We start from the raw sequence: 21,278 nt of genomic DNA on the forward strand, positions 1-21,278 counted from the left end.
GCATGAACCAGCTCGCCGACGCTGTCGCCGTAACGCTCGGCCCGAAGGGCCGCAACGTCGTCCTCGAGAAGAAGTGGGGTGCACCCACGATCACCAAGGACGGCGTCTCCGTCGCCAAGGACATCGAACTCGAGGACCCGTACGAGAAGATCGGTGCCGAGCTGGTCAAGGAGGTCGCCAAGAAGACCGACGACGTGGCCGGTGACGGCACCACGACCGCCACGGTCCTGGCCCAGGCGATGGTCCGCGAGGGCCTCAAGAACGTCACCGCCGGCGCCAACCCGATGGACCTCAAGCGCGGCATCGACAAGGCCGTGACGGCCCTGGTCGAGGAGCTGAAGAAGGCTTCCAAGCCCACCACCACGTCGAAGGAAATCGCGCAGGTCGGCTCGATCTCGGCCAATAGCGACGAAACCATCGGCAAGCTCATCGCCGACGCGATGGACAAGGTCGGCAAGGAAGGCGTCATCACCGTCGAAGACGGCAAGAGCCTGGACAGCGAACTCGACGTGGTCGAAGGCATGCAGTTCGACCGCGGCTACCTGTCGCCCTACTTCATCAACAACCCCGAGAAGCAATCGGCGTTGCTGGACAACCCGTTCGTGCTGCTGTTCGACAAGAAGATCAGCAACATCCGCGACCTGCTGCCCGTGCTGGAGCAAGTGGCCAAGGCCGGCCGTCCGCTGCTGATCATTGCCGAAGAAGTCGAAGGCGAGGCGCTGGCCACGCTGGTGGTCAACACCATCCGCGGCATCCTGAAGGTCGTGGCCGTCAAGGCGCCGGGCTTCGGCGACCGCCGCAAGGCCATGCTGGAAGACATCGCCATCCTGACGGGCGGCAAGGTCATCGCTGAAGAAGTGGGCCTGACGCTCGAGAAGGTGACGCTGGCCGACCTGGGCCAGGCCAAGCGCATCGAAGTGGTCAAGGAAAACACCACGATCATCGACGGCGGCGGCGCTGCCGGCGACATCGAGGCCCGCGTCAAGCAGGTCCGCGTCCAGATCGAGGAATCCACCAGCGACTACGACCGTGAAAAGCTGCAGGAACGCGTGGCCAAGCTGGCCGGCGGTGTTGCGCTGATCAAGGTGGGCGCCGCGACCGAAGTCGAGATGAAGGAAAAGAAGGCCCGCGTGGAAGACGCGCTGCACGCCACCCGCGCTGCGGTCGAAGAAGGCATCGTGGCCGGTGGTGGCGTCGCGCTGCTGCGCGCCAAGCAGACCGCCGGCGAGATCAAGGGCGACAACGCCGACCAGGAAGCCGGCATCAAGCTGGTGCTCAAGGCCATCGAGTCGCCCCTGCGCGAGATCGTCTACAACGCCGGTGGCGAAGCCTCCGTCGTGGTGGCCGCGGTGCTGGCCGGCAAGGGCAACTACGGCTTCAACGCCGCCAACGACACCTATGGCGACATGATCGACATGGGCATCCTGGACCCGACCAAGGTGACCCGCACCGCGCTGCAGAACGCCGCGTCGGTCGCGTCCCTGATGCTGACGACCGAAGCCATGGTCGCCGAAGCCCCGAAGGAAGAGTCCGGCGCCGGCGGCGGCATGGGCGGCGGCATGGGCGGGATGGGCGGCATGGGCGGCATGGACATGTAAGTCATTCACTCTCAAACCGCGAAAGCGGTTTGAGAGTGGTGGTGAACAGCCAATCCAGTCAGCTCGAAAAGCCCGGCACAGCCGGGCTTTTCTCATGGGGATCGCCTTGCGCGCCGCGATCCGGCGATCCGGCGATCCGGCGATCCGGCACCAAAGAAAAAGCCGCTCCTCGGAGCGGCTTTTTCTCTGGCCGTTTCCTGCTTTACTGGCCGGGCATCGCCGTCGCGCCATCGGGCGACACTGCCAGCTGGCCGTACTGGTTGGCTCCCTGGCTGGGCTGCACCAGCCAGTAGATCATGATTGCCCAGCCCACCAGGGGGACGAGCCACACCAGTTGCCACCAGCCGCTCTTGCCCATGTCGTGCATGCGCCGCGCGCCCACGGCCAGTGCGGGCACCAGCAGTGCCAGCGAGGCAATGTTGCCAAGCCAGGAGTTCACCATGCTCAAGACCAGAATCACGACGACCTGGAACAGGGCGAACCACCAGTACTCGGGCCTGCCGGCGCGGCCCGTGAAAGTGGCGTAGTTCTGGAGGCAGGCCTTGACGGCTTCGGTGAAATTCATCGCGTTCTCGCTCCTCGGGGTATGGTCCCCGGCGGGATGATAGGCGTTACGACTCAGTTCGCCCAGCACCGAGGCGGCGCAGCAGACCGGCGGTGGAGCCATCCAGTCCGTCGATGTCGCCGCTGGCCAGGCGCCCGGCGACGTCCTGCGCCAGCACTTTGCCCAGCTCCACTCCCCACTGGTCGAAGCTGTCGATGCCCCAGACGCTGCCGCTGGTGAACACGCGGTGCTCGTGCAGCGCCAGCAGCGCGCCCAGGCTGGCCGGCGTCAGCGCGTCCAGCACGAAGAAGGTGCTGGGCCGGTTGCCGGCGAAGTTGCGGTGGCCGCCAGCGTCCGGCTTGCCCTGCATCAGCGCCTGGGCCTGCGCCACGGCGTTGGCCAGCAGCAGCTCATGGTGCGCCGGCAGTTCGTGCGCCGGTTCGCGCACAGCGATGAACTCCACCGGCACCCGGTCGGTGCCCTGGTGCAGCATCTGGAAGTAGGCGTGCTGGCCGTTGGTGCCCGGCTCGCCCCACAGCACCGGCGAGGTGCCATAAGGCAGCGGCTGGCCGTCGGTGTCCACGCTCTTGCCATTGCTTTCCATCTCCAGCTGCTGCAGGTAGGCCGGCAGGCGGCGCAGCGCGCTGTGGTACGGCGCGATGCTGCGACTGGAAAAGCCGTGGAAGTTGCGGTACCAGACGTCCAGCAGGCCCAGCCGCACCGGCAGTTTCTGCTCCAGCGGTTGCTCGGCAAAGTGCCGGTCCATCGCTTGGGCGCCGGCCAGCAGCTCGCGAAAGCCGGCGGCGCCGAGGGCGATGGCGATCGGCTGGCCGATCGCCGACCACAGCGAGTAGCGCCCGCCCACCCAGTCCCAGAAGCCGAAGGTTGTGGTGATGCCGAACGCGCGCGCGGCCTCGACGTTGCTGGTCAGCGCGGCGAAGTGGCGCGCCGTGTCGCTGCCGCCTTTCTCCTCGAACCAGCGCCTGGCCGAGCGCGCATTGGTCATGGTCTCGAGCGTGCTGAAGGTTTTCGAGGCGACCAGGAACAGCGTGCTTTCGGGGCGCAGGCCGTGCAGCACCGCGGCCAGCTCATGGCCGTCGACGTTGGAGACGAAGTGGAAGCGCTTGCCGGCGATGACATGGGCGTGGAGCGCGGCCACGGCCATCTGCGGGCCCAGGTCGGAGCCACCGATGCCGATGTTGACCACGTCGGTGATGGCCGCATCGGCGCGCACCTGTTCGGCGTAGGCCAGCATCGCGGCCAGCGTGGCGCGCGTCGCCTCGGCATCGGCGTCGCCTGGCTGGCCACCGCCGCGCAGCAACCAGTGCTTGACGGCCCGGTTCTCGGTGCTGTTGACCGCCTCGCCGGCGAACATCGCAGCGCGGTGCGATTCGAGTCCGCACTCGCGCGCCAGCGCCAGCAGCAAAGCCTGGGTGTCCGCATCGAGCAGGTTCTTCGACAGGTCCGCGAACAGGTGCGGCGCCTGCTGGCTGAAGGCCTCGAAGCGGCCGGCGTCGACGTCGAAGGCCCGGCGCAGATCGAAGGTCCGGCCACCGGCGTCGAAGTGCCGCGCCAGCTGCCCCCACGCAGCCGTGCGGTCGCAGCGGATGCGGCTCGGTGCCATGGCCTCAGCCCGCCCGCATCAGGTGTTCGAGCTTGACGGCGTCCGCCGCGAAGGCGCGGATGCCTTCGGCCAGCTTCTCGGTCGCCATCGCGTCCTCGTTCAGCGCATAGCGGAATCCGGCCTCGTCGTAGCTCACCGGCTCGATGTTCGCGGCCTTGGCCTGCGCCGGATCCAGCGCGCGCTGCACCGGCGCCTGGCTGGCCGCCAGCTGCGCCAGCAGCTCGGGGCTGATGGTGAGCAGGTCGCAACCGGCCAGCGCCAGGATCTGGCCGATGTTGCGAAAGCTCGCGCCCATCACCTCGGTGGCGATGCCGAAGTACTTGTAGTACTCGTAGATCTGCCGCACTGATTGCACACCGGGATCGTTGGCGCCGGCGCGCGCTGCCTCGTCCCAGCCGGCGCCCGCGCTTTTCTTGTGCCAGTCGTAAATCCGGCCGACGAAAGGCGAGATCAGCTGCACCTTGGCCTGACCGCAGGCCACGGCCTGGCAGAACGAGAACAGCAGGGTCAGGTTGGTGTTGATGCCGCGCCGCTGCAGCCGCGCCGCCGCCGCGATGCCTTCCCAGGTGGCGGCCACCTTGATCAGCACGCGATCCAGCGGCACGCCCTCGGCCTGGTACAGCTCGATGATGCGTTCGCCCCGGGTGAAGCTGGCGTTGCCGTCGAAGCTCAGGCGCGCATCGACCTCGGTCGAGACCCGGCCCGGGATGGTCTGCAGGATCTCGCAGCCAAAGCGCACCAGCAAGCGATCCATGGTTTCGTCGATCGGCTTGCCTTTGAAGCGCTGCACCGTCTCCTTGAGCAGCGGGGCGTAATCGGCCTTCTGCACCGCCTTGAGGATCAGCGAAGGGTTGGTGGTGGCGTCCTGCGGCTGGTATTGCGCCAGTTGGCGGAAGTCGCCGGTGTCGGCGACCACCGTCGTCAACTGCTTCAATGCATCCAGTTGGTTCATCGAGCGATTATGAAGCGGCCTTGGCCGCACGTGGCCCGCGGGCCGCTTCCGCCGCAAACCAAGTACAGTGGTCGCCAGCTTCGAAAGTCCCATGAGCTTCGACCTCGTCCTCTTCGGCGGGACCGGCGACCTTGCCTGGCGCAAGTTGATGCCGGCCCTGTTCCAGGCCTTCCGCCACGGCACCCTGCCGCCGGACGGCCGCATCATCGGCATCGCGCGCGACGACCTGAGCGACGACCAGTACCGCGCCCTGATCCGCTCGCGCTTCGACGCGGTGGACCTCGACAAGCGGCCGACGCCGCAGGAGTTCGAGCGCTTTGCCGGGCTGCTGCACTACCTGCGGGTGGACCTGTCACAGCCGCAGGACTACGCCAGGCTCGCCGCCACCCTGCGCGAGCGCCAGGCCGAAACCGTGGTGATGTACCTCGCCACGGCCCCGGCGCTGTTCACCACCGTGGTGCAGCAGGCCGCGGCCGCCGGGCTGAACCGCCCCAACACGCGGCTGGTGCTGGAAAAGCCGCTGGGCCATGACCTGGCGTCCAACCGCGCGATCAACGAGGCGGTGCGCCAGGTGCTGAGCGAAAAGCAGGTCTTCCGCATCGACCATTACCTGGGCAAGCCGGCGGTGCAGAACCTGTTCGCCCTGCGCTTTGGCAACGCCCTGTTCGAGCCGGTGTGGCGGCGCGAACACATCTCCAACATCCAGATCACGATCGCCGAGGACTTCGGCGTGGAAAAGCGCGGCGCCTTCTACGACAGCACCGGCGCCTTGCGCGACATGGTTCAGAACCACGCGCTGCAATTGCTGTGCGCGCTGGCGATGGAGCCGCCGATCAATGCCCATGCCGACGCCATCCGCGACGAGAAGCTCAAGGTGCTGCGCTCGCTCAAGCCCTGGACCCCGGAGACGCTGGACCAGCACGTGGTGCGGGGCCAGTACGGCCCCGGCAAGGTCAACGGCGAGTCGGTGATCGGCTACCGGGATGAGCCCGGCGTGGACCCCGACAGCCGAACCGAAACCTTCGTCGGCTTGCGCGCCGACATCGCCAGCTGGCGCTGGGCCGGGGTGCCGTTCTACATCCGCACCGGCAAGCGGCTGGCCGCGCGCGAAGCGCACATCGTGGTGAACTTTCGCGAGGCGCCGCACGCCATCTTCAACGCGCCGCCGGGCACCTCGAACAAGCTGGTGATCCACCTGCAGCCGCGCGACGGGCTGGAGATGCACCTGCTGGCGCAAGGCCAGGAAAACCGCCGCAACGGCTCGACGCTGGCGCCGGTGCAGCTGAACCTGGACTTCGACAAGCGCTTTGGCACCGAGCGCGTCGGCGCCTACGAGCGCCTGCTGCTCGACGTGATCGCCGGCCGGCTGAACCTGTTCGTGCGCAGCGACGAACAGGAGGAAGCCTGGCGCTGGGTCGAGCCGCTGCTGGAACACTGGCGCAGCGACCAGCGGGAGCCGCGCATCTACGCGGCAGGCACCTGGGGCCCGAGCGCGTCGAGCGGGATGATCGCCCGGGCCGGGCACTGCTGGAGCGAGGAGTGCTGAGGTCGAGGGGTTAGGGGTGATAGGAGGATTGGCTGTTTCCCCTAGTCCCTCCTCCCTTCCTCCCGCCCTAGATCCTTCCCTCTTCCACCGCGTGGCAAGCCACCCGCGTCCCCTGGATGTCAAGCAACGCCGGCCGCTCCACGCGGCAGCGCTCGTTGGCGTGCGGGCAGCGCGGGTTGAAGGTGCAGCCGCTCGGCGGGTTCAGCGGGTTCGGCACCTCGCCCGAAACCGGCGTGCGGGCCCGGCCGATGTCGTGCATCTTCGGGATCGCGTCCAGCAGCATCCGCGTGTACGGGTGCCGCGGGTTGCCGAACAGCTGGTGCTTGCCGGCCACCTCGACGATGCGGCCCAGGTACATCACGCCGACCTGGTCGCTCACGTGCCGCACCACCGCCAGGTTGTGCGAGATGAACAAATAGGTCAGGCCCTGCTTGCGCTGCAGGTCCTTCATGATGTTGAGCACCTGCGCCTGCACGCTCACGTCGAGCGCCGAGGTGGGCTCGTCGCAAACCAGGAACTCCGGCTCGGTGGCCAGGGCACGCGCGATCGAAATGCGCTGGCGCTGGCCGCCGGAGAACTGGTGGGGGTACTTGACCATGTCTTGCGGGCTCAGGCCGACCGAGGTCAGCAGTTCGCCGACCCGCTGCTTGAGCTGCGCGGGATCGGTCACCAGCCGGTGTTCCTTGAGCGGCTCGCCCACGATGGCCTCCACCTTCCAGCGCGGGTTCAGGCTGGCATAAGGATCCTGGAAGATCATCTGGATGCGGCGGCGCAGCTTGTTGCCTTCCGGGGTCTTGAACGCCGCATGCGCGTCCTGCCCGTCGAAGGTGAGGCCGCCGCGCGTGGGCTCGTACAGGCCGACCAGCAGCCGCGCCACCGTGCTCTTGCCGCAGCCGGACTCGCCGACCAGCGCCAGCGTCTGGCCGCGCTGGATGTCAAAGCTGACGCCGTCCACGGCGCGCAGCAGCGTGCGCGGCTTGCGCTCCAGAACGCGGTTCAGCCAGGGCGCGGACACGTCGAAGGTCTTGGCCAGGTCGCGGGCCTGGACCAGGGGCGCGGTGGCTGCATCTGCGGCCCCCCTCGCCTCGGCCCGCTCGCCTGAGTGGACAGGCAGCGAACCCATGCCCGGTGCGAGGGTCCTGCTCATGCCGGGACCTCCGCGTTGACGTCGTGCAGCCAGCAGGCGGCGCGGGTGGCGCCAGCGTCCAGCAGGTCCGGGCGTTCGCGGGTGCAGCGCTCGAACACGCGCGGGCAGCGCGGGTTGTAGGCGCAGCCGGGCGGGATGGCGTTCAGCCGCGGCATCGCGCCGTCGATCTGGTTGAGGCGCTCGCGGTCGATGGTGATGTCTGGAATCGCCGCCATCAGGCCCATGGTGTAGGGATGCGCGGGCGTGTTGATCACCTCGTGCACCGGCCCGATCTCTCCGATGCGGCCCGCGTACATCACGGCCACGCGGTCGCAGGTTTCGGCGATCACGCCCATGTCGTGCGTGATCAACATGACGGCGGCCCCGCGGTCCTTGCAGATCCGCTTGAGCAGCTGGATGATCTGCGCCTGGATCGAGACGTCGAGCGCCGTGGTCGGCTCATCCGCCACGATCAGCTTGGGCTCCGCCGCCAGCGCCAGCGCGATCACGACGCGCTGGCGCATGCCGCCGGAAAACTGGTGCGGATAGTGGTCGACGCGCTGGGCGGCGGCCGGAATGCCGGTGTCTTCCAGCAGGCCGATCGCGCGCCGGCGCGCTTCGTCGTTGCTGACCGGCAGGTGGGCCAGGATGGTTTCGGTCAGCTGGCGGCCGATGGTGTACAGCGGGTTCAGCGAGGTCAGCGGGTCCTGGAAGATGGCGCCGATCTTGCGGCCGCGGATGTGGCGCATGCGCTCGAACGGCAGGTTGTCGATGCGCTCGCCTTCCAGCAGGATCCGGCCCGAAGCGATGCGGCCCGGCGGCTCCAGCAGGCCGATGATGGAAGCGCCGGTGAGCGACTTGCCGGCGCCGGATTCGCCCACCACGCCCAGGATCTCGCCCGGGGCGATCTCGAAGGAAATGTCGTCGAGCGCGCGCAGCGTGCCGCGCCGGCTCGGGAATTCGACCACGAGGTTCTGGACCTGGAGGAGACTCATAGAGGTGCTCGGTCGCCGCCGGGCCGCCCCAAGGCGGCCCAAGCCCCCTCGGGGGGCAGCGCAGTACACGAGGTGACAAGCGTGGGGGCCAACATTTTCAACGCAGTCTCGGGTTCAGGGCGTCGCGCAGCCAGTCGCCCAGCAGGTTCACCGACAGCGCGATCAGGATCAGCATGACGCCAGGCCAGACGGTGATCCACCACTCGCCGGAGAACAGGTAATCGTTGCCCACGCGGATCAGCGTGCCGAGCGACGGTGAGGTGGGCGGCACGCCCACGCCCAGGAACGACAGGGTGGCCTCGGTGATGATCGCCGTGGCCACGTGGATGGTGGCCAGCACCAGCACCGGGCCGGTGACGTTGGGCAGCACGTGGCGGAACATGATGCGCAGTGGCGCCACGCCCGTCACCCTGGCCGCCTGCACGTACTCCTTGTTGCGCTCCACCATGGTGGAGCCGCGCACGGTGCGGGCGTACTGCACCCAGCCGGTCAGCGTGAGTGACACGATCAGGACGCCGAAGGCGACGGTGTCGTGCGCGTTGGGGAACAGGGCGCGGCCGACGCCGGCGATCAGCAAGGCCACCAGGATGGCCGGGAAGCTGAGCATGACGTCGCACAGGCGCATCAGGAAGGCGTCGATCCAGCCGCCGCGAAAGCCCGCCAGCAGGCCGAGACCGACGCCGATCAGCATCGACAGCACCACCGAGATGGCGCCGACCACCAGCGAGATGCGGGCGCCGTACATCAGCGCCGACAGGATGTCGCGGCCCTGGTCGTCGGTGCCCAGTACGTACTTCATGCTGCCCGGCTCGATCCAGGCAGGCGGCAGCCGCGCGTCGCTCAGCACCAGGGTGGTGAGGTCGAACGGGTTGTGCGGCGCCACGATGCCGGCGAAGGCGGCGCAGAAGACGCACAGGAAGGCGATGGCGCCGGCCACCATCGCCATCGGCGACGTGCGAAAGCTGTGGCCGACATCACTGTCGTACCAGCGGAACAGGGCTTGTTTCATGCGGGGGGCAAGGCTGGCGCCGCGGGCTCGTGTCCGCGGCGCCGGTCAATCACTTCTTGACCGAAATCCACTTGAACGGCATGTAGTTGTCGGCCAGCTGGACCAGCTCGACCTTCTTCGACACGCCCCAGGCCAGCGACTGCTGGTGCAGCGGCAGGTGGCCGATGTCGGCGCTGTGAACGTCGAAAGCCTCCTTCATCATCGCGGCGCGCTTGCCCTTGTCGGTCTCCGACTGGATGGCGCGCGTGAGCTGGTCCACCTTCGGGCTGCAATAGTTGCCCAGGTTGAACTGACCGGTGCCCTTGTCGTCCGGGCAGGCCATCAGCGCGTTCAGCGCATTGTGGCCGTCGTACGTGGTCGGGGTCCAGCCCAGCAGGTAGAAGCTGGTGTCGCGGCGCAGGATCTTGGGAAAGTAGGTGCCCTTGGTTTCGGCGGCCAGGTTGATCTTGACGCCGATGCGCGACAGGTTTGCGGCCACCGTCTGGCAGATCCGCGCGTCGTTGACGTAGCGGTCGCTCGGGCAGTTCAGCGTCAGCTCGAAACCGTTCGGGTAGCCGGCTTCGGCCAACAGCTTCCTGGCGGCTTGCGGGTCATACGGCAGGCGCTTGTTCTGGGCATCGCTGAAGCCGCTGATGCCCGGGCCGACCATCATGGCGGTCGGCTTGGAGGCGCCGCGCATCACGGTTTTCTGGATGCCGTCGATGTCGATCGCCTGGTAGAAGGCCTGCCGCACCTTCTTGTCCTTGAACGGGTTCGTGCCCTTCACGCTGGAGTACTGCAGCTCGTCGCGCTTCTGGTCCATGCCCAGGAAGATGGTGCGCAGCTCCGGGCCCACCACGACCTTGGCGTTGGCCGAGCCGTTGATGCGCTCGATGTCCTGCACCGGAACCGGCTCCATGATGTCGACCTCGCCCGACAGCAGGGCGGCCACGCGGGTGGCGTCGCTGCCGATCGGGGTGAAGACCACCTCCTGCGCGTTGCCGTCGATCTTGCCCCAGTAGCTGCCATTGCGCACGAACACGGTGCGCACGTTCGGCTGGCGCTCGCGCACGCGGTACGGGCCGGTGCCGTTGGCGCGGAACGAGGCGGCGTTCTCGATGCCCTTGCGGCGGTCCACCGGGCGCATGGCCTGGTTGGTCTCGCACCACTTCTTGCTCATCATGAAGGTGGTGGACAGGGCGTCCGGCAGGATCGGGAACGGCGCCTTGGTTTCGATGTCGACGGTGTGGTCGTTGACCTTGCGCACTTCCTTGATGTCGTTGACGTTGCTCTTGAGGTCCGAGCCTTCGCCGGCCACGCGCGCCAGCGAGAAGATCACGTCGTCGGCGGTGAACGGGGTGCCGTCATGGAATTGCACGCCCTTGCGCAGCTCGAAACGCCAGACCGTGGGCGAGGTCTGCTTCCACGACGTCGCCAGGTTGGGCGCCAGGGTCAGGTCCTTGTTGCGACCCACCAGCGGCTCGTAGACGTTGTTCGTCACGCTCAGCTGCAGCGACTCGTTCAGGGAGTGCGGATCCAGCGACAGGGCGTCGCCCTGGTTGGCGATGCGCACGGTCTGCGCTTGCGCGCCGACGGCAACCACGCCCAGCACGGCGGCGGCGATCAGGTGGGTCTTCAATTGCATGGGTGATTCCTTGTTGGATGGGATGCGCTGGACTCAGGCGCCGGCGAGCGGCATGGACTGCTCGGCCAGGCTGGCGTGCAGCGCCGCGCCCAGGGGCAGGATTTCGTCGTTGAAGTCGTAGCGGCTGTTGTGCAGCATGCAGCTGCCCTCGCCGCCCTGGCCGATGCGCAGGTACGCGCCCGGCTTGGCCTGCAGCATGAAGGAGAAGTCTTCCGCGCCCATGCTCGGCTCGAGGTCGCGCACCACGTGTTCGGGCCCGACCAGCGACTCCGCCACGTCGGCGGCGAACATCGACTCGCGCTGCGAGTTGACGGTGGCCGGATAGATGCGCTCGTAGTTCACCGTGGCGGAGGCGCCAAAGCCCAGGGCGACGGCGCTGCACAGCTCGTGCAGGCGCCGCTCCACCAGGTCCTGCACCTGCGGGCGGAAGCTGCGCACGGTGCCCACCAGCGTCGCCTTGCCGGGCAGCACACTCATCGCGTGCAGGTCGCCGGCCTGCATGGCGCAGACGCTGATCACGGCGCCGTCCAGCGGCCGCACGTTGCGCGAGACGATGCTCTGGATCGCGGTGATGATGTGCGCGGCGACCACCACCGGGTCGATCGCCAGGTAGGCGTGCGCGCCATGCCCGCCCTTGCCGGTGATCTCGATCGTGATGCGGTCAGCCGCCGCCATCATGGCGCCGGGCACGACGCCGATGCGGCCGGGCTTGAGGCCCGGCCAGTTGTGCATGCCGTAGACCGCGTCGACCGGGAAGCGCTGGAACAGGCCGTCCTCGATCATGGCCTTGGCGCCGGCGAAGCCCTCCTCGCCCGGCTGGAACACCAGGACGGCGGTGCCGTCGAAGTTGCGCGTTTCGGCCAGGTAGCGGGCGGCGCCGACCAGCATCGCGGTGTGGCCGTCGTGGCCGCAGCCGTGCATCATTCCCGACTTGGTCGACTTCCAGGGGAAGTCGTTCAACTCGGCCATGGTGAGCGCATCCATGTCGGCGCGCAGGCCCAGCATGCGGCCGGAAGCCGTGGAGCGGCCGCGCACCACGCCGACCACCCCGGTCTTGCCGATGCCGGTGTGGATCTCGTCCACACCGCACAGGCGCAGCGCCTCCTGGACCCGGGCCGCGGTGTAGACCTCCTCGAAGCCGAGTTCGGGGTGCGCGTGCAGGTCGCGCCGCAGCGCCGTCAGCTCCGGGTGGAACTGGCTGATGTGCGAGAACGCGCGACCGTGCCCGAGCAGCCGCGGCGTGTTGACTGGCGCCAGCATCAGTGCCCCCCCGCGCTGCCCACGCGCAACCGCGGATCGACAGCGAAGTACAGCAGGTCGACCACCAGGTTGATCACCACGAAGATCAGCGCGATCAGGCACAGGTAGGCGGCCATCACCGGGATGTCGGCGAAGGTCACGGCCTGAATGAACAGCAGGCCCATGCCGGGCCACTGGAACACGGTCTCGGTGATGATGGCGAAGGCGATCAGGCCACCGAGCTGCAGCCCGGTGATGGTCATCACCGGCACCAGCGTGTTCTTGAGCGCGTGGCCGAAGTGGATGGCGCGGTTGGACAGGCCGCGCGCGCGGGCGAACTTGATGTAGTCGGTGCGCAGCACCTCCAGCATCTCGGCGCGCACCAGCCGCATGATCAGCGTCAGCTGAAAGATGGCCAGCGTGATGGCTGGCAGCACGATATGGTGCCAGCCCTTGGCCGTCAGCAGGCCGCTGGTCCACCAGCCCACCTGCACCGTCTCGCCGCGGCCGAAGCTGGGAAACCAGCCAAGCTGCACGGCGAAGACCAGGATCAGCAGGATGCCGATCAGGAACGTCGGCAGCGACACCCCGAGCAGCGAAATCGTCATGAACACCTGGCTCAGGAACGTGCCGCGACGCAGCGCGGCGTACACGCCCATCGGAATGCCGATCAGCAGCGCCAGGCCGGCGGCCACCAGCGCCAGCTCGAAGGTGGCGGGGAAGCGTTCGCCGATCAGACGCGACACCTTGGCGCCCTGGCGCAGGCTGAGGCCGAACTCGCCCTGCACCGCATTGAGCAGGAAGTGCCAGAACTGCACGAAGAAAGGCTGATCGAGGCCGAGGTCCGCGCGCAGTTCGCGGATCTGCTGCGGTGTCGCGTCCTGCCCGAGCAGGAACACCACCGGATCGCCCACGTACTGGAACAGGAGGAACGCGATGTAGGCGACCGCGACCATGACGACCATGGCCTGGATCAGGCGGCGCAGGATGAAGGCTAGCATTCGGTAGGGCGGCGAAGAGTCGGACGATGCTAGCAGAGCAAGCGTCGTGCCGACACCGGGGTTTCCTTTAGGCCTCAACGATCGGGCAGGGCCACCGGCACCCTGGCCAAGGCGGCGCCCGGTGCCCGCGGGCCGGCCGCCGGCGCTCAGTTCACCTTGATCAGCCGCCAGTCGAGGCGGTTGTCCGCGCGGTGCACAACTTCCACGTTCTTCTTCATCGCCCAGGGAATGATCTGGTTGTGCAGCGGAATGTGCGAGACCGTCTCGTTGCTCAGTTGCAGGCCTTCGGTCAGGAACCGGTTGCGCACCGGCAGGTCGGTCTCGACCTTTACCCGGTCGACCACGACGTCCATGCGCGGGTTGCTGTAGCGGCCCATGTTGTAGTTGCCGTCGCCGCCCTGGCCCAGGGTGCGGGTGAGCGATTGCAGGCTGTACAGCGCGTCGAAGGTCGGCACGCCCCAGCCCAGCATGTAGATGCTGGCCTCGTGGCGCTGGATCATCGGAAAGTAGGTCACCAGCGGCAGGGTGCGCAGCTTGGCTTTGACGCCGATGCGCGACCACATCGCCGTCACGGCCTGGCAGATTTCCTCGTCGTTGATGTAGCGGTTGTTCGGGCAGGCGAAGTCGACCTCGAAGCCTTGCGGGTAGCCGGCTTCGGCCAGCAGCTTCTTGGCGCCTTCGACGTCCAGCGGCATCCGCCTGTGCACCGCTTCGGTCCACCCGTTCACCTGCGGCGCGACGATGGTGCCGGTGGGCTGGCTCAGGCCGCGCATGGTGACGCGGTGGATCGCGTCGATGTCGATGGCCTGGTACAGCGCGCGCCGCACCTTCATGTCCTTGAGCGGGTTCCTGCCCTTGATGTTGGAGCCGGGCAGCTCGTCGCGAAACTGGTCCATCCCAAAGAAGATGGTGCGGTTCTCGATGCCGTCGATCACCTTCAGCGCCGGGCTCGCGCGCATGCGGGCCAGGTCGTTGGTGCTGGGGTCGAGCACGAGGTCGACTTCACCGGACAGCAACGCCGCCACCCGGGTGGCCTCGGACTTGATCGGCGTGTAAATGATCTCGGTGACGTTCGAATCGACCTTGCCCCAGTAGTTGGGGTTGCGCACCATCACCAGCTTCTGGTCCGGCTGCCATTCCTTGACCATGAACTGGCCGGTTCCCATCGCATTGCGGTGCGCGAAGGTCTCGTCCTTGGTGCGGATGTCCTTGGCTTCGAGCGAGCGGTTCTTCTCGGCCCAGGCACGGCTCATGATGCGCAGCTCGGTCAGCTGGTTCAGCAGCACCGGGTTGGGACCCTTCATCATGAAGTCGACGGTGTTGTCGTTGACCTTCACCACCTTGTCGATGCCCTGGGTGTAGACGGCGTAGTTGGAGGTCTTGCCCATGGCCCGCATGATCGAAAACACCACGTCGTCGGCGTTCATGGGCGTGCCGTCACTGAACTTGACGCCGGTGCGCAAGGTGAAGCGCACCTGGGTGGGCGTGACTTCGCGCCAGCTGGTGGCCAGCTGCGGCTCGGGCTTGAAGGTCTGGCTGTTGTAGTAGACCAGCGCGTCGTAGACGGCCGCATGCACGCCGTTGCCCAGCGCGTTGTTCTGCGAGTGGATGTCCAGGGTGGGGATGTCGCTGGCGCTGGTCCACTTGAACGGCTTGGCCTGCACCGCGGGAACAGCGGCCAGCGCCGCAGCGGCCGCCGCGGCCAGCAAGACAAATTTGAATTTCATCGCTAACCCTCTTGTCTGAAAGAAAGCTGAATATGCAGCAGCCGTGCCAGCCCGGTCAAAAGGGGTTTCCCGCAGCACGGCGCGGCGCCGTCGCACAGACGACAGTCAGGGTTGCGGCGGCACCAAGCGCAGCGGCCCGTACCAGGCCCGCGCATGCGACTTCGTGTTGTCGCTGTCGGTCATGATGCCCACGCCCACCAGCGCCCCGGGCGACTCGCCGAAGGCATGGAGGTAGTCGGTCCGCACATCACGTTGGTAGTCCGTCCAGCGGCCGAGTCGGTCCGGCCCCGACTCGACCACCAGCTTGCGGACGCGGCTGGTGCGGGTGCTGGGAATCACCGTCCCCGCCGGTCGCTGGCTGCTCCAGACATACATCAGGGTTGCATAAGGCAGGTCCTCGCCCATGACGGCGCGGCTCAGCTCGGACAGGGAGGCGTCGGCCGCGGAAAAGCGCGAACGGTCGCCCTCGAACACCAGCACCACGCGCACGACGGCGTCGGCCTTGCTGCGCAGCATCAGGTCGGCCTCCTCCATCAGCGCCGGCACCTTCCAGGAAAAGTGCACCTGCCCGAGCTGGGCCGGCTCCAGCCGCAGCGGCTGGCGCAGCATGCTGGCGGAGGACTGCGCCTGCACCGCGATCGCGTCGCGGCCGTCGAGCCGCACGTACTGGAAGGAAGTGGCCCGCTTGCCGGGGAAGGTCTGGTGCGCCCATTGCGCGGGCAACGCGCCGGCCGGGGCGGCCGAACTGGCGGCCCAGGGAGAGTCGGCGATGCTCAGCGGCGGTGCTGCCTGGCCCAGGTGGGAGCAGGCGGCCAGGCCGGTGACGGCGATGAGCAGGAGGAAACGGAGATTCAGGTGGGGAGGCATCGGGCTGCGAACGTAAAAAAGCCGCCCGAGGGCGGCTTTCAAGTTTCTTTTTTCTGCACTGGCCGAAGCCAGTTCGAAAATTAGAAGCTGTGACGGATACCGATGTCCAGGCCGGAAGAGCTGTCGCCCAGGCCGGTGGTGGAACCGTTCAGCGCCGTCACGGCACCGCGGTTGCGCACGGTGGCGATCGTGGTGTACACAGCGGTCCGCTTGGACAGGTTGTGCACGTAGCCCAGCGCGACCTTTTGGGTGCGGGGGTTCGGGCCAGCCTGCTCAACCAGGTAACGCGAGTAGGACACACGGATCTCACCGGCGCCGACCGGCACCAGGGCGCCGATCAGCCAGCCGCGGCCGTCGACGTTCGTGCCTTCGTTGCCGTCACGAGCGTACTGGGCCATGACGCGGGCCATGCCGAAGTCCCACTGACCACCCAGGTTGTGCTGGGTGATGTCGCCGGCAGCGTTGGCGGTGCGGCTCAGACCCAGGGCCACGTTGAACGGGCCTTGGGCGAAGCCGATGCGCAGGCCAAGGCCGTCGCCGTCTTCGTCGTTGACAGCGTTCGAAGGCTGTTCGCCGGTGTAGTACTGCACTTGGCCGTAGAAGCCGCCCAGACGGGCCGGCAGGAAGTAGCCGATGGCGTTCGAAGCACGAACGGCCGTCGGGCCGACCACGCCGCCCACGGAGGCCAGCTGGGTGGTGCCCACGCCGTTGAAGCCGAACGGATCGAAGACCGTCAGGTTCCAGAATTGCGGGGTGTAGTCACGGCCCAGACGCAGTTCGCCCCAGTTGCCAGCCAGGCTGACGGTGGAACGACGGTTGAACATGAGGCCTTGGCCGACGGTGGCGCCAGCTGCGGTGTTGTTCGTGTTCGAACCACCACCGGTGCCGTTGTCGTTGTTCATGCCGGCTTCCAGCCAGAACGAAGCAGACATGCCGCCACCCAGATCTTCCGTGCCACGGAAGCCCAGACGCGAGCTGTTGTAGCCGGAGTTGCCCAGCTGGAAACGATCGGCAACTTCGCCACGGCCCCACTGCAGGGTCGCGTCGACGATACCGAACAGGGTGACCGACGACTGGGCGGAAGCCGCACCCGCGGCGGCCATCACGGCCAGCGCAATCAGGGACTTTTTCATGCAAGTTTCTCCAAGGTTAAACATAGGGCTCCGGTTCGCATGGACGTCAGAATGCAGGCACGTTCCGACTCCCACCGGTTCCCCGGGCCAACCTCCTTTTGGGAAGTTGTTCGTATTCCACCAGACCGCCCCCCGCTTCGCAAAGTATTTAGGCCGCGAGACGCTGTTTCGTTGCACAAGGACAACAAGCACACCAAGGCTGAGTTCCCTATGCGCAACAACAACGGTCCTTGTCATTCCGCATGACAAAAACGTCAGGCTTTGTCAGCCGGCATTCACCGCCCCGATGCGCGGCCCTACACTCGATCGATGGACCGCCTCATCGGCGCCTTCGACGGCGCATTGCGAACCTTGTTTGCCACGCCTCGCGCGTCCCGGCCCTGTCCGGTCGTGCCGGCCGACGACACCCACCTGGGGGCCGACGAGCGCAAGCACGCGGCTGCCCTGATGCGGGTCAATCACGTCGGAGAAGTGTGCGCCCAGGCGCTTTACACGGCGCAGGCGCTGGCCACCCGCGACGGGGCGCTGCGCACGCGGATGGAAGCCGCCGCCCGCGAGGAAACGGATCACCTGGCCTGGACGAAGTCACGACTGGACGAGCTGGGGGCCCGGCCCTCGCTGCTCAATCCGCTCTGGTATGCCGGCGCTTTCGGGCTGGGCCTGGTCGCCGGGCGGTTTGGCGATCCGGTCAGCCTTGGCTTCGTGGTCGAGACCGAACGCCAGGTGGAGGCCCACCTGCAGAGCCATCTGGAGCGGCTGCCCGCGGGCGACCACGCATCCCGTGCGATCGTGGCGCAGATGAAGGACGACGAGGCCGCGCACGCCTTGAGCGCGCAGCAGGCCGGGGCGGTGGAGTTGCCGCCGCCGGTGAAGATGGCCATGCGTGCGGCGGCCAGGGTGATGACCACCACCGCCCACTACATCTGACATTCACTGAAAGATCGCCGAGGCGTTATTCAGTGGCTTGCAGTGCGAACCGGGGCTAGGAAGCGCCGTCGTCGACCAGGTCGAAGCTGGTGGTCATCGTCGCCGTGTGGGCCAGCATGGCACTGGCCGAGCAGTACTTCTCGTGGCTCATCGCAATGGCCCGCTCCACCGCCGGCGCCGGCAGGTTCAGTCCACGCACCGTGAAGTGCATGTGGATTGCGGTGAACACCTTCGGGTCGGTCGGCGCCCGCTCGGCGCTGAGCTTGACGGAGCAGCCGCGCACGTCGTGCCGGCCCCGCTTGAGGATCAGCACCACGTCGTAGGCGGTGCAGCCGCCGGTGCCGGCCAGCACGGCCTCCATCGGGCGCGGCGCCAGGTTGCGGCCGCCGTTGTCCGGCCGGACCTCGTCGGGGGCGCCGTCCATCACCAGGGTGTGACCGCTGCCGGTCTCGGCCAGGAACCCCATTCCCGAGCGCGCGCCGCTCGCACCGGTCCACGTCACCGTGCATTCCATTTTTCTCTCCATCAAGGGGTGGCTTGCTGCCAACAGATTCTCGGCAACCCGGCCTGCATGGCCAATCGAGGTTGTGCAATGCAGCAAATAGCGGGCTATACTGGCCCCAGAGCATAGCGATTCGCTACGCACGCAGCTTGGCCCCGGCCGCGCGGCGCAACGGTTGTCTCCTCCACCCTCCGAAAAGGTGGATTTAGCCCCTGGATCGCAAGGTCCGGGGGCTTTTTTATCGTGTGCTCCACGCCTGCGCACCTTGCGCTCCGGGGCTTTTTTCTTGATCGCGGGCGCCACGTATGATTTCCAGCTCATGAAAAAACACCTGCAGCCGGAGGATTACCTCAAGAAGATCCTGACCGCCCGCGTCTATGACGTCGCGATCGAATCGGCGTTGGAGCCGGCGCGCAACCTCAGCCGCAGGCTGCACAACAAGGTGCTGCTCAAGCGCGAGGACCAGCAGGCAGTGTTCAGCTTCAAGCTGCGCGGCGCCTACAACAAGATGGTGAACCTGTCGCCCGAGCAGTTGAAGGCAGGCGTGATCTGCGCCTCGGCCGGCAACCACGCACAGGGTGTCGCCATGTCCGCGCACAAGCTGGGCAGCCGCGCCGTGATCGTGATGCCGACCACCACCCCGCAGCTGAAGATCGACGCTGTCAAGGGCCTCGGCGGCGAGGTCATCCTGCACGGCGACAGCTATTCCGACGCTTACACGCACGCCGTGGAAGTCGCGCTGCAGCAGCAGCTGACCTTCGTGCACCCGTTCGACGATCCCGACGTGATCGCCGGCCAGGGCACCATCGCCATGGAGATCCTGCGCCAGCACCAGGGCCCGCTCGACGCGGTGTTCGTCGCCATCGGCGGCGGCGGCCTGATCTCGGGCGTTGCCAGCTACATCAAGGCGGTGCGGCCGGAGGTGAAGGTGATCGGCGTGCAGATGAACGACTCTGATGCCATGACGCGCTCCATCGCGGCGAAGCAGCGCGTCACGCTGGCCGACGTCGGCCTGTTTTCCGACGGCACCGCGGTCAAGCTGGTGGGCGAGGAGACCTTTCGCCTCACGCGCGAGCTGGTCGACGAGTTCATGCTGGTGGACACCGACGCGGTCTGCGCCGGCATCAAGGACGTGTTCGTCGACACCCGCAGCATCGTCGAGCCGGCCGGCGCGTTGGCCGTGGCCGCCATCAAGCAGTACGTGGCCGAAAGGAAAACGCGCGGCGAAACCTACGTGGCCATCCTGTGCGGCGCCAACATGAACTTCGACCGCCTGCGCTTCGTCGCCGAGCGGGCCGAGGTGGGCGAGGAGCGCGAGGCCCTGTTCGCCGTCACCATCCCGGAGGAGCGCGGCAGCTTGCGCCGTTTCTGCGAGCTGATCGGCACCCTGCCGGGCGGCCCGCGCAACGTCACCGAGTTCAACTACCGCATCAGCGACGCCACCCAGGCCCACGTCTTCCTGGGCTTGGCCACGCATGGCAAGGGCGAGTCCGGCCGCGTCGCCGCCAACTTCACGCGGCACGGCTTCGAGGCGCTCGACCTGACGCACGACGAACTGGCCAAGGAGCACGTGCGGCACATGGTCGGCGGCCATTCGCCGCTGGCGCAGGACGAGCGGCTGCTGCGCTTCGTCTTTCCCGAACGGCCAGGCGCGCTGATGAAGTTCCTGTCCACCATGCGGCCCAACTGGAACATTTCGTTGTTTCACTACCGGAACCAGGGCGCCGACTACGGTCGCATCCTGGTGGGCATGCAGGTGCCCAAGGACGACGCCGAGGCCTTCCAGTCCTTCCTTGACACGCTCGGCTACCCGTACGTCGAGGAGACCGCCAACCCGGTGTACCGGCTGTTCCTGCGCACCTGATGCCCAGCCTCCAGGTTTTCCTGCGCGGTTACCTGCTGGCGCTCCAGGGCGCCACCCGGCTGCCGCTCGCGGCGACACTGGCCCGATGGCCGGCCGCCAGCGGCGATGCGCCGAGCGCGCCGCACCTGCCCGGCGTCGGCCTGCTGGTGGGCGTGGTGGCTTGCGTGGTGCTCGCCGTGGCTTCGCTGCCGCTGCCGGACACCGACGGCAGCGCGCTGGTGGCCGCTTTGCTGTCCACCATCGCCACCGTGCTGCTGACCGGCGCCCTGCACGAAGAGGCACTGGCGCGCAGCGTGCAGCAGGACGGCACGGGCGCGCGCGGCACGCTGGCGCTGCTGCTGGTGGTGGGGACCAAGGTGGCGTTGCTGGCCGTGCTGGCCAGCCAGTCGGCGGCGGGCGTGCTGGCCGCCCTGCTTGCCGGCCATGCCGTCTCGCGCTTGTGGCCGCTGGTGCTGGGCGCGGCGCAGCGGCCGGCCGAGCGCGGCGGCCTGGCCATCGGCGCGCTGTGGTGCCTGCCGGCGCTGCTGCTGATGCTGACGGCCGGCGGGCCGGCGTTCGTGCTGGCGGCCCTGGCCGCCAGCGGCCTGGCTTTCGTGGTGCTGGCGCGCCGCCAGCGCCTGCAGGCACTGGGCGCTGGCAGCCTGGGCGCGATCCAGCAGGTGTGCGAAGCGGCGTTCTACCTGGGAGCGGCGTTCGGCCTGCGCGGCTGAGGCGCTATTGCTTGCGGAACGGCGGCAGCTCCAGTGTCAGCGCCGGCGGCCCGCCCATGGCAGCCAGCACGGCGCGCCGCCCTTGCACCGATTGCAGCACCAGGCCTTCTTCCACCAGGCTGCCCACCCGGTAAGGACGGCCCGGCTTGCCGTCGACCGCGATCACCGCCGCGCCGCCGCCGGAGCTGGCGCCCGCCGCCACCCCGATCAGCTGGAAGCGGCTGGCCAGGCTGGCCACCGGCACTGCCGCCGCTGCGCCCGGGCCGGCCGGCACGCCGCCCAGCAGGCGG

The 21,278-nt window shown here is 67.7% G+C and carries 19 protein-coding genes; 5 read left to right on the plus strand and 14 right to left on the minus strand.

Translation table 11 applies throughout. The features are described from left to right. Positions 1-2 precede the first annotated feature (2 nt). Positions 3-1,598: a chaperonin GroEL gene (gene groL / locus JWP65_RS00900; RefSeq protein ID WP_299759446.1), complete on the plus strand. Its 1,596-nt coding sequence runs from the start codon at positions 3-5 to the stop codon at positions 1,596-1,598. Between the two features lie 202 nt (positions 1,599-1,800). On the opposite strand, the gene JWP65_RS00905 is transcribed toward groL, so the two are convergent. From JWP65_RS00905 to tal, 3 genes are read right to left on the minus strand one after another with little or no spacing between them, the layout of a single operon-like run. After that, positions 1,801-2,163 carry a DUF805 domain-containing protein gene (locus tag JWP65_RS00905; RefSeq protein ID WP_299759449.1) on the minus strand — a complete coding sequence of 121 codons (363 nt, stop codon included), beginning with the start codon at positions 2,161-2,163 and terminating at the stop codon, positions 1,801-1,803. A 46-nt stretch (positions 2,164-2,209) separates the two neighbouring features. Beyond that, positions 2,210-3,766 carry a glucose-6-phosphate isomerase gene (gene pgi / locus JWP65_RS00910; protein ID WP_299759451.1) on the minus strand — a complete coding sequence of 519 codons (1,557 nt, stop codon included), beginning with the start codon at positions 3,764-3,766 and terminating at the stop codon, positions 2,210-2,212. 4 nt (positions 3,767-3,770) lie between these two features. Beyond that, on the minus strand, positions 3,771-4,718 hold the full coding sequence (tal, locus tag JWP65_RS00915; RefSeq protein WP_299759453.1) for a transaldolase: 948 nt from the start codon (positions 4,716-4,718) through the stop codon (positions 3,771-3,773). A 91-nt stretch (positions 4,719-4,809) separates the two neighbouring features. Between tal and zwf the strand changes: the two genes are divergently transcribed. Further along, positions 4,810-6,264 (plus strand): glucose-6-phosphate dehydrogenase, encoded by a 1,455-nt coding sequence (gene zwf / locus JWP65_RS00920; RefSeq protein WP_299759455.1) that lies wholly within the window; start codon positions 4,810-4,812, stop codon positions 6,262-6,264. A gap of 67 nt (positions 6,265-6,331) precedes the next feature. Here zwf and JWP65_RS00925 read toward each other — a convergent pair whose 3' ends face one another. The 9 genes from JWP65_RS00925 to JWP65_RS00965 all read right to left on the minus strand — a co-directional run bounded on the left by JWP65_RS00925 (position 6,332) and on the right by JWP65_RS00965 (position 16,985). Then, positions 6,332-7,411: an ABC transporter ATP-binding protein gene (locus tag JWP65_RS00925; protein ID WP_299759457.1), complete on the minus strand. Its 1,080-nt coding sequence runs from the start codon at positions 7,409-7,411 to the stop codon at positions 6,332-6,334. Then, positions 7,408-8,385, minus strand: a complete 978-nt coding sequence (locus tag JWP65_RS00930) for an ABC transporter ATP-binding protein (RefSeq protein ID WP_299759459.1) — start codon at positions 8,383-8,385, stop codon at positions 7,408-7,410. Before JWP65_RS00930 ends, JWP65_RS00925 begins: the two co-directional genes overlap by 4 nt. A 97-nt stretch (positions 8,386-8,482) precedes the next feature. Next, a complete protein-coding gene (locus JWP65_RS00935) occupies positions 8,483-9,394 on the minus strand; it encodes an ABC transporter permease (protein WP_299759461.1) in 912 nt (303 codons plus the stop codon). Positions 9,395-9,443: 49 nt separating this feature from the next. Continuing rightward, positions 9,444-11,018, minus strand: a complete 1,575-nt coding sequence (locus tag JWP65_RS00940; protein ID WP_299759463.1) for an ABC transporter substrate-binding protein — start codon at positions 11,016-11,018, stop codon at positions 9,444-9,446. Positions 11,019-11,051: 33 nt separating this feature from the next. Beyond that, a complete protein-coding gene (locus JWP65_RS00945; protein ID WP_299759465.1) occupies positions 11,052-12,278 on the minus strand; it encodes a M20 aminoacylase family protein in 1,227 nt (408 codons plus the stop codon). Beyond that, positions 12,278-13,258, minus strand: a complete 981-nt coding sequence (locus tag JWP65_RS00950) for an ABC transporter permease (RefSeq protein ID WP_299759467.1) — start codon at positions 13,256-13,258, stop codon at positions 12,278-12,280. The genes JWP65_RS00945 and JWP65_RS00950 overlap by 1 nt, the downstream gene beginning before the upstream one ends. A 146-nt stretch (positions 13,259-13,404) precedes the next feature. Next, positions 13,405-14,985, minus strand: coding sequence for an ABC transporter substrate-binding protein (locus tag JWP65_RS00955; protein ID WP_299759469.1), 1,581 nt, complete (start codon positions 14,983-14,985; stop codon positions 13,405-13,407). Positions 14,986-15,090: 105 nt separating this feature from the next. Then, positions 15,091-15,852 (minus strand): DUF3047 domain-containing protein, encoded by a 762-nt coding sequence (locus tag JWP65_RS00960; protein ID WP_299759471.1) that lies wholly within the window; start codon positions 15,850-15,852, stop codon positions 15,091-15,093. Between the two features lie 80 nt (positions 15,853-15,932). Further along, the gene (locus JWP65_RS00965; RefSeq protein WP_299759473.1) at positions 15,933-16,985 is read right to left on the minus strand and encodes a porin; all 1,053 of its coding nucleotides are present in this window, start codon (positions 16,983-16,985) and stop codon (positions 15,933-15,935) included. 309 nt (positions 16,986-17,294) lie between these two features. Here JWP65_RS00965 and coq7 point away from each other — a divergent pair, with 309 nt between their 5' ends. Continuing rightward, positions 17,295-17,912, plus strand: coding sequence for a 2-polyprenyl-3-methyl-6-methoxy-1,4-benzoquinone monooxygenase (gene coq7 / locus JWP65_RS00970; protein ID WP_299759475.1), 618 nt, complete (start codon positions 17,295-17,297; stop codon positions 17,910-17,912). A 55-nt stretch (positions 17,913-17,967) separates the two neighbouring features. Here the strand turns inward: coq7 and JWP65_RS00975 are convergent, their stop codons facing one another. Continuing rightward, positions 17,968-18,426, minus strand: coding sequence for an OsmC family protein (locus JWP65_RS00975; protein ID WP_299759477.1), 459 nt, complete (start codon positions 18,424-18,426; stop codon positions 17,968-17,970). A 307-nt stretch (positions 18,427-18,733) separates the two neighbouring features. Between JWP65_RS00975 and ilvA the strand changes: the two genes are divergently transcribed. Both ilvA and JWP65_RS00985 read left to right on the plus strand, forming a co-directional pair. Next, on the plus strand, positions 18,734-20,278 hold the full coding sequence (gene ilvA, locus JWP65_RS00980) for a threonine ammonia-lyase, biosynthetic (protein WP_299759479.1): 1,545 nt from the start codon (positions 18,734-18,736) through the stop codon (positions 20,276-20,278). Then, positions 20,278-20,988, plus strand: a complete 711-nt coding sequence (locus tag JWP65_RS00985; RefSeq protein WP_299759481.1) for an adenosylcobinamide-GDP ribazoletransferase — start codon at positions 20,278-20,280, stop codon at positions 20,986-20,988. Before ilvA ends, JWP65_RS00985 begins: the two co-directional genes overlap by 1 nt. Before the next feature lie 4 nt (positions 20,989-20,992). Here JWP65_RS00985 and JWP65_RS00990 read toward each other — a convergent pair. Continuing rightward, the coding region (locus JWP65_RS00990; protein WP_299759483.1) for a type II secretion system protein N at positions 20,993-21,278 on the minus strand (286 nt) is incomplete at its 5' end.

This window comes from Ramlibacter sp., from assembly GCF_028292805.1.
Taxonomy (GTDB): Bacteria; Pseudomonadota; Gammaproteobacteria; order Burkholderiales; family Burkholderiaceae_C; genus Ramlibacter.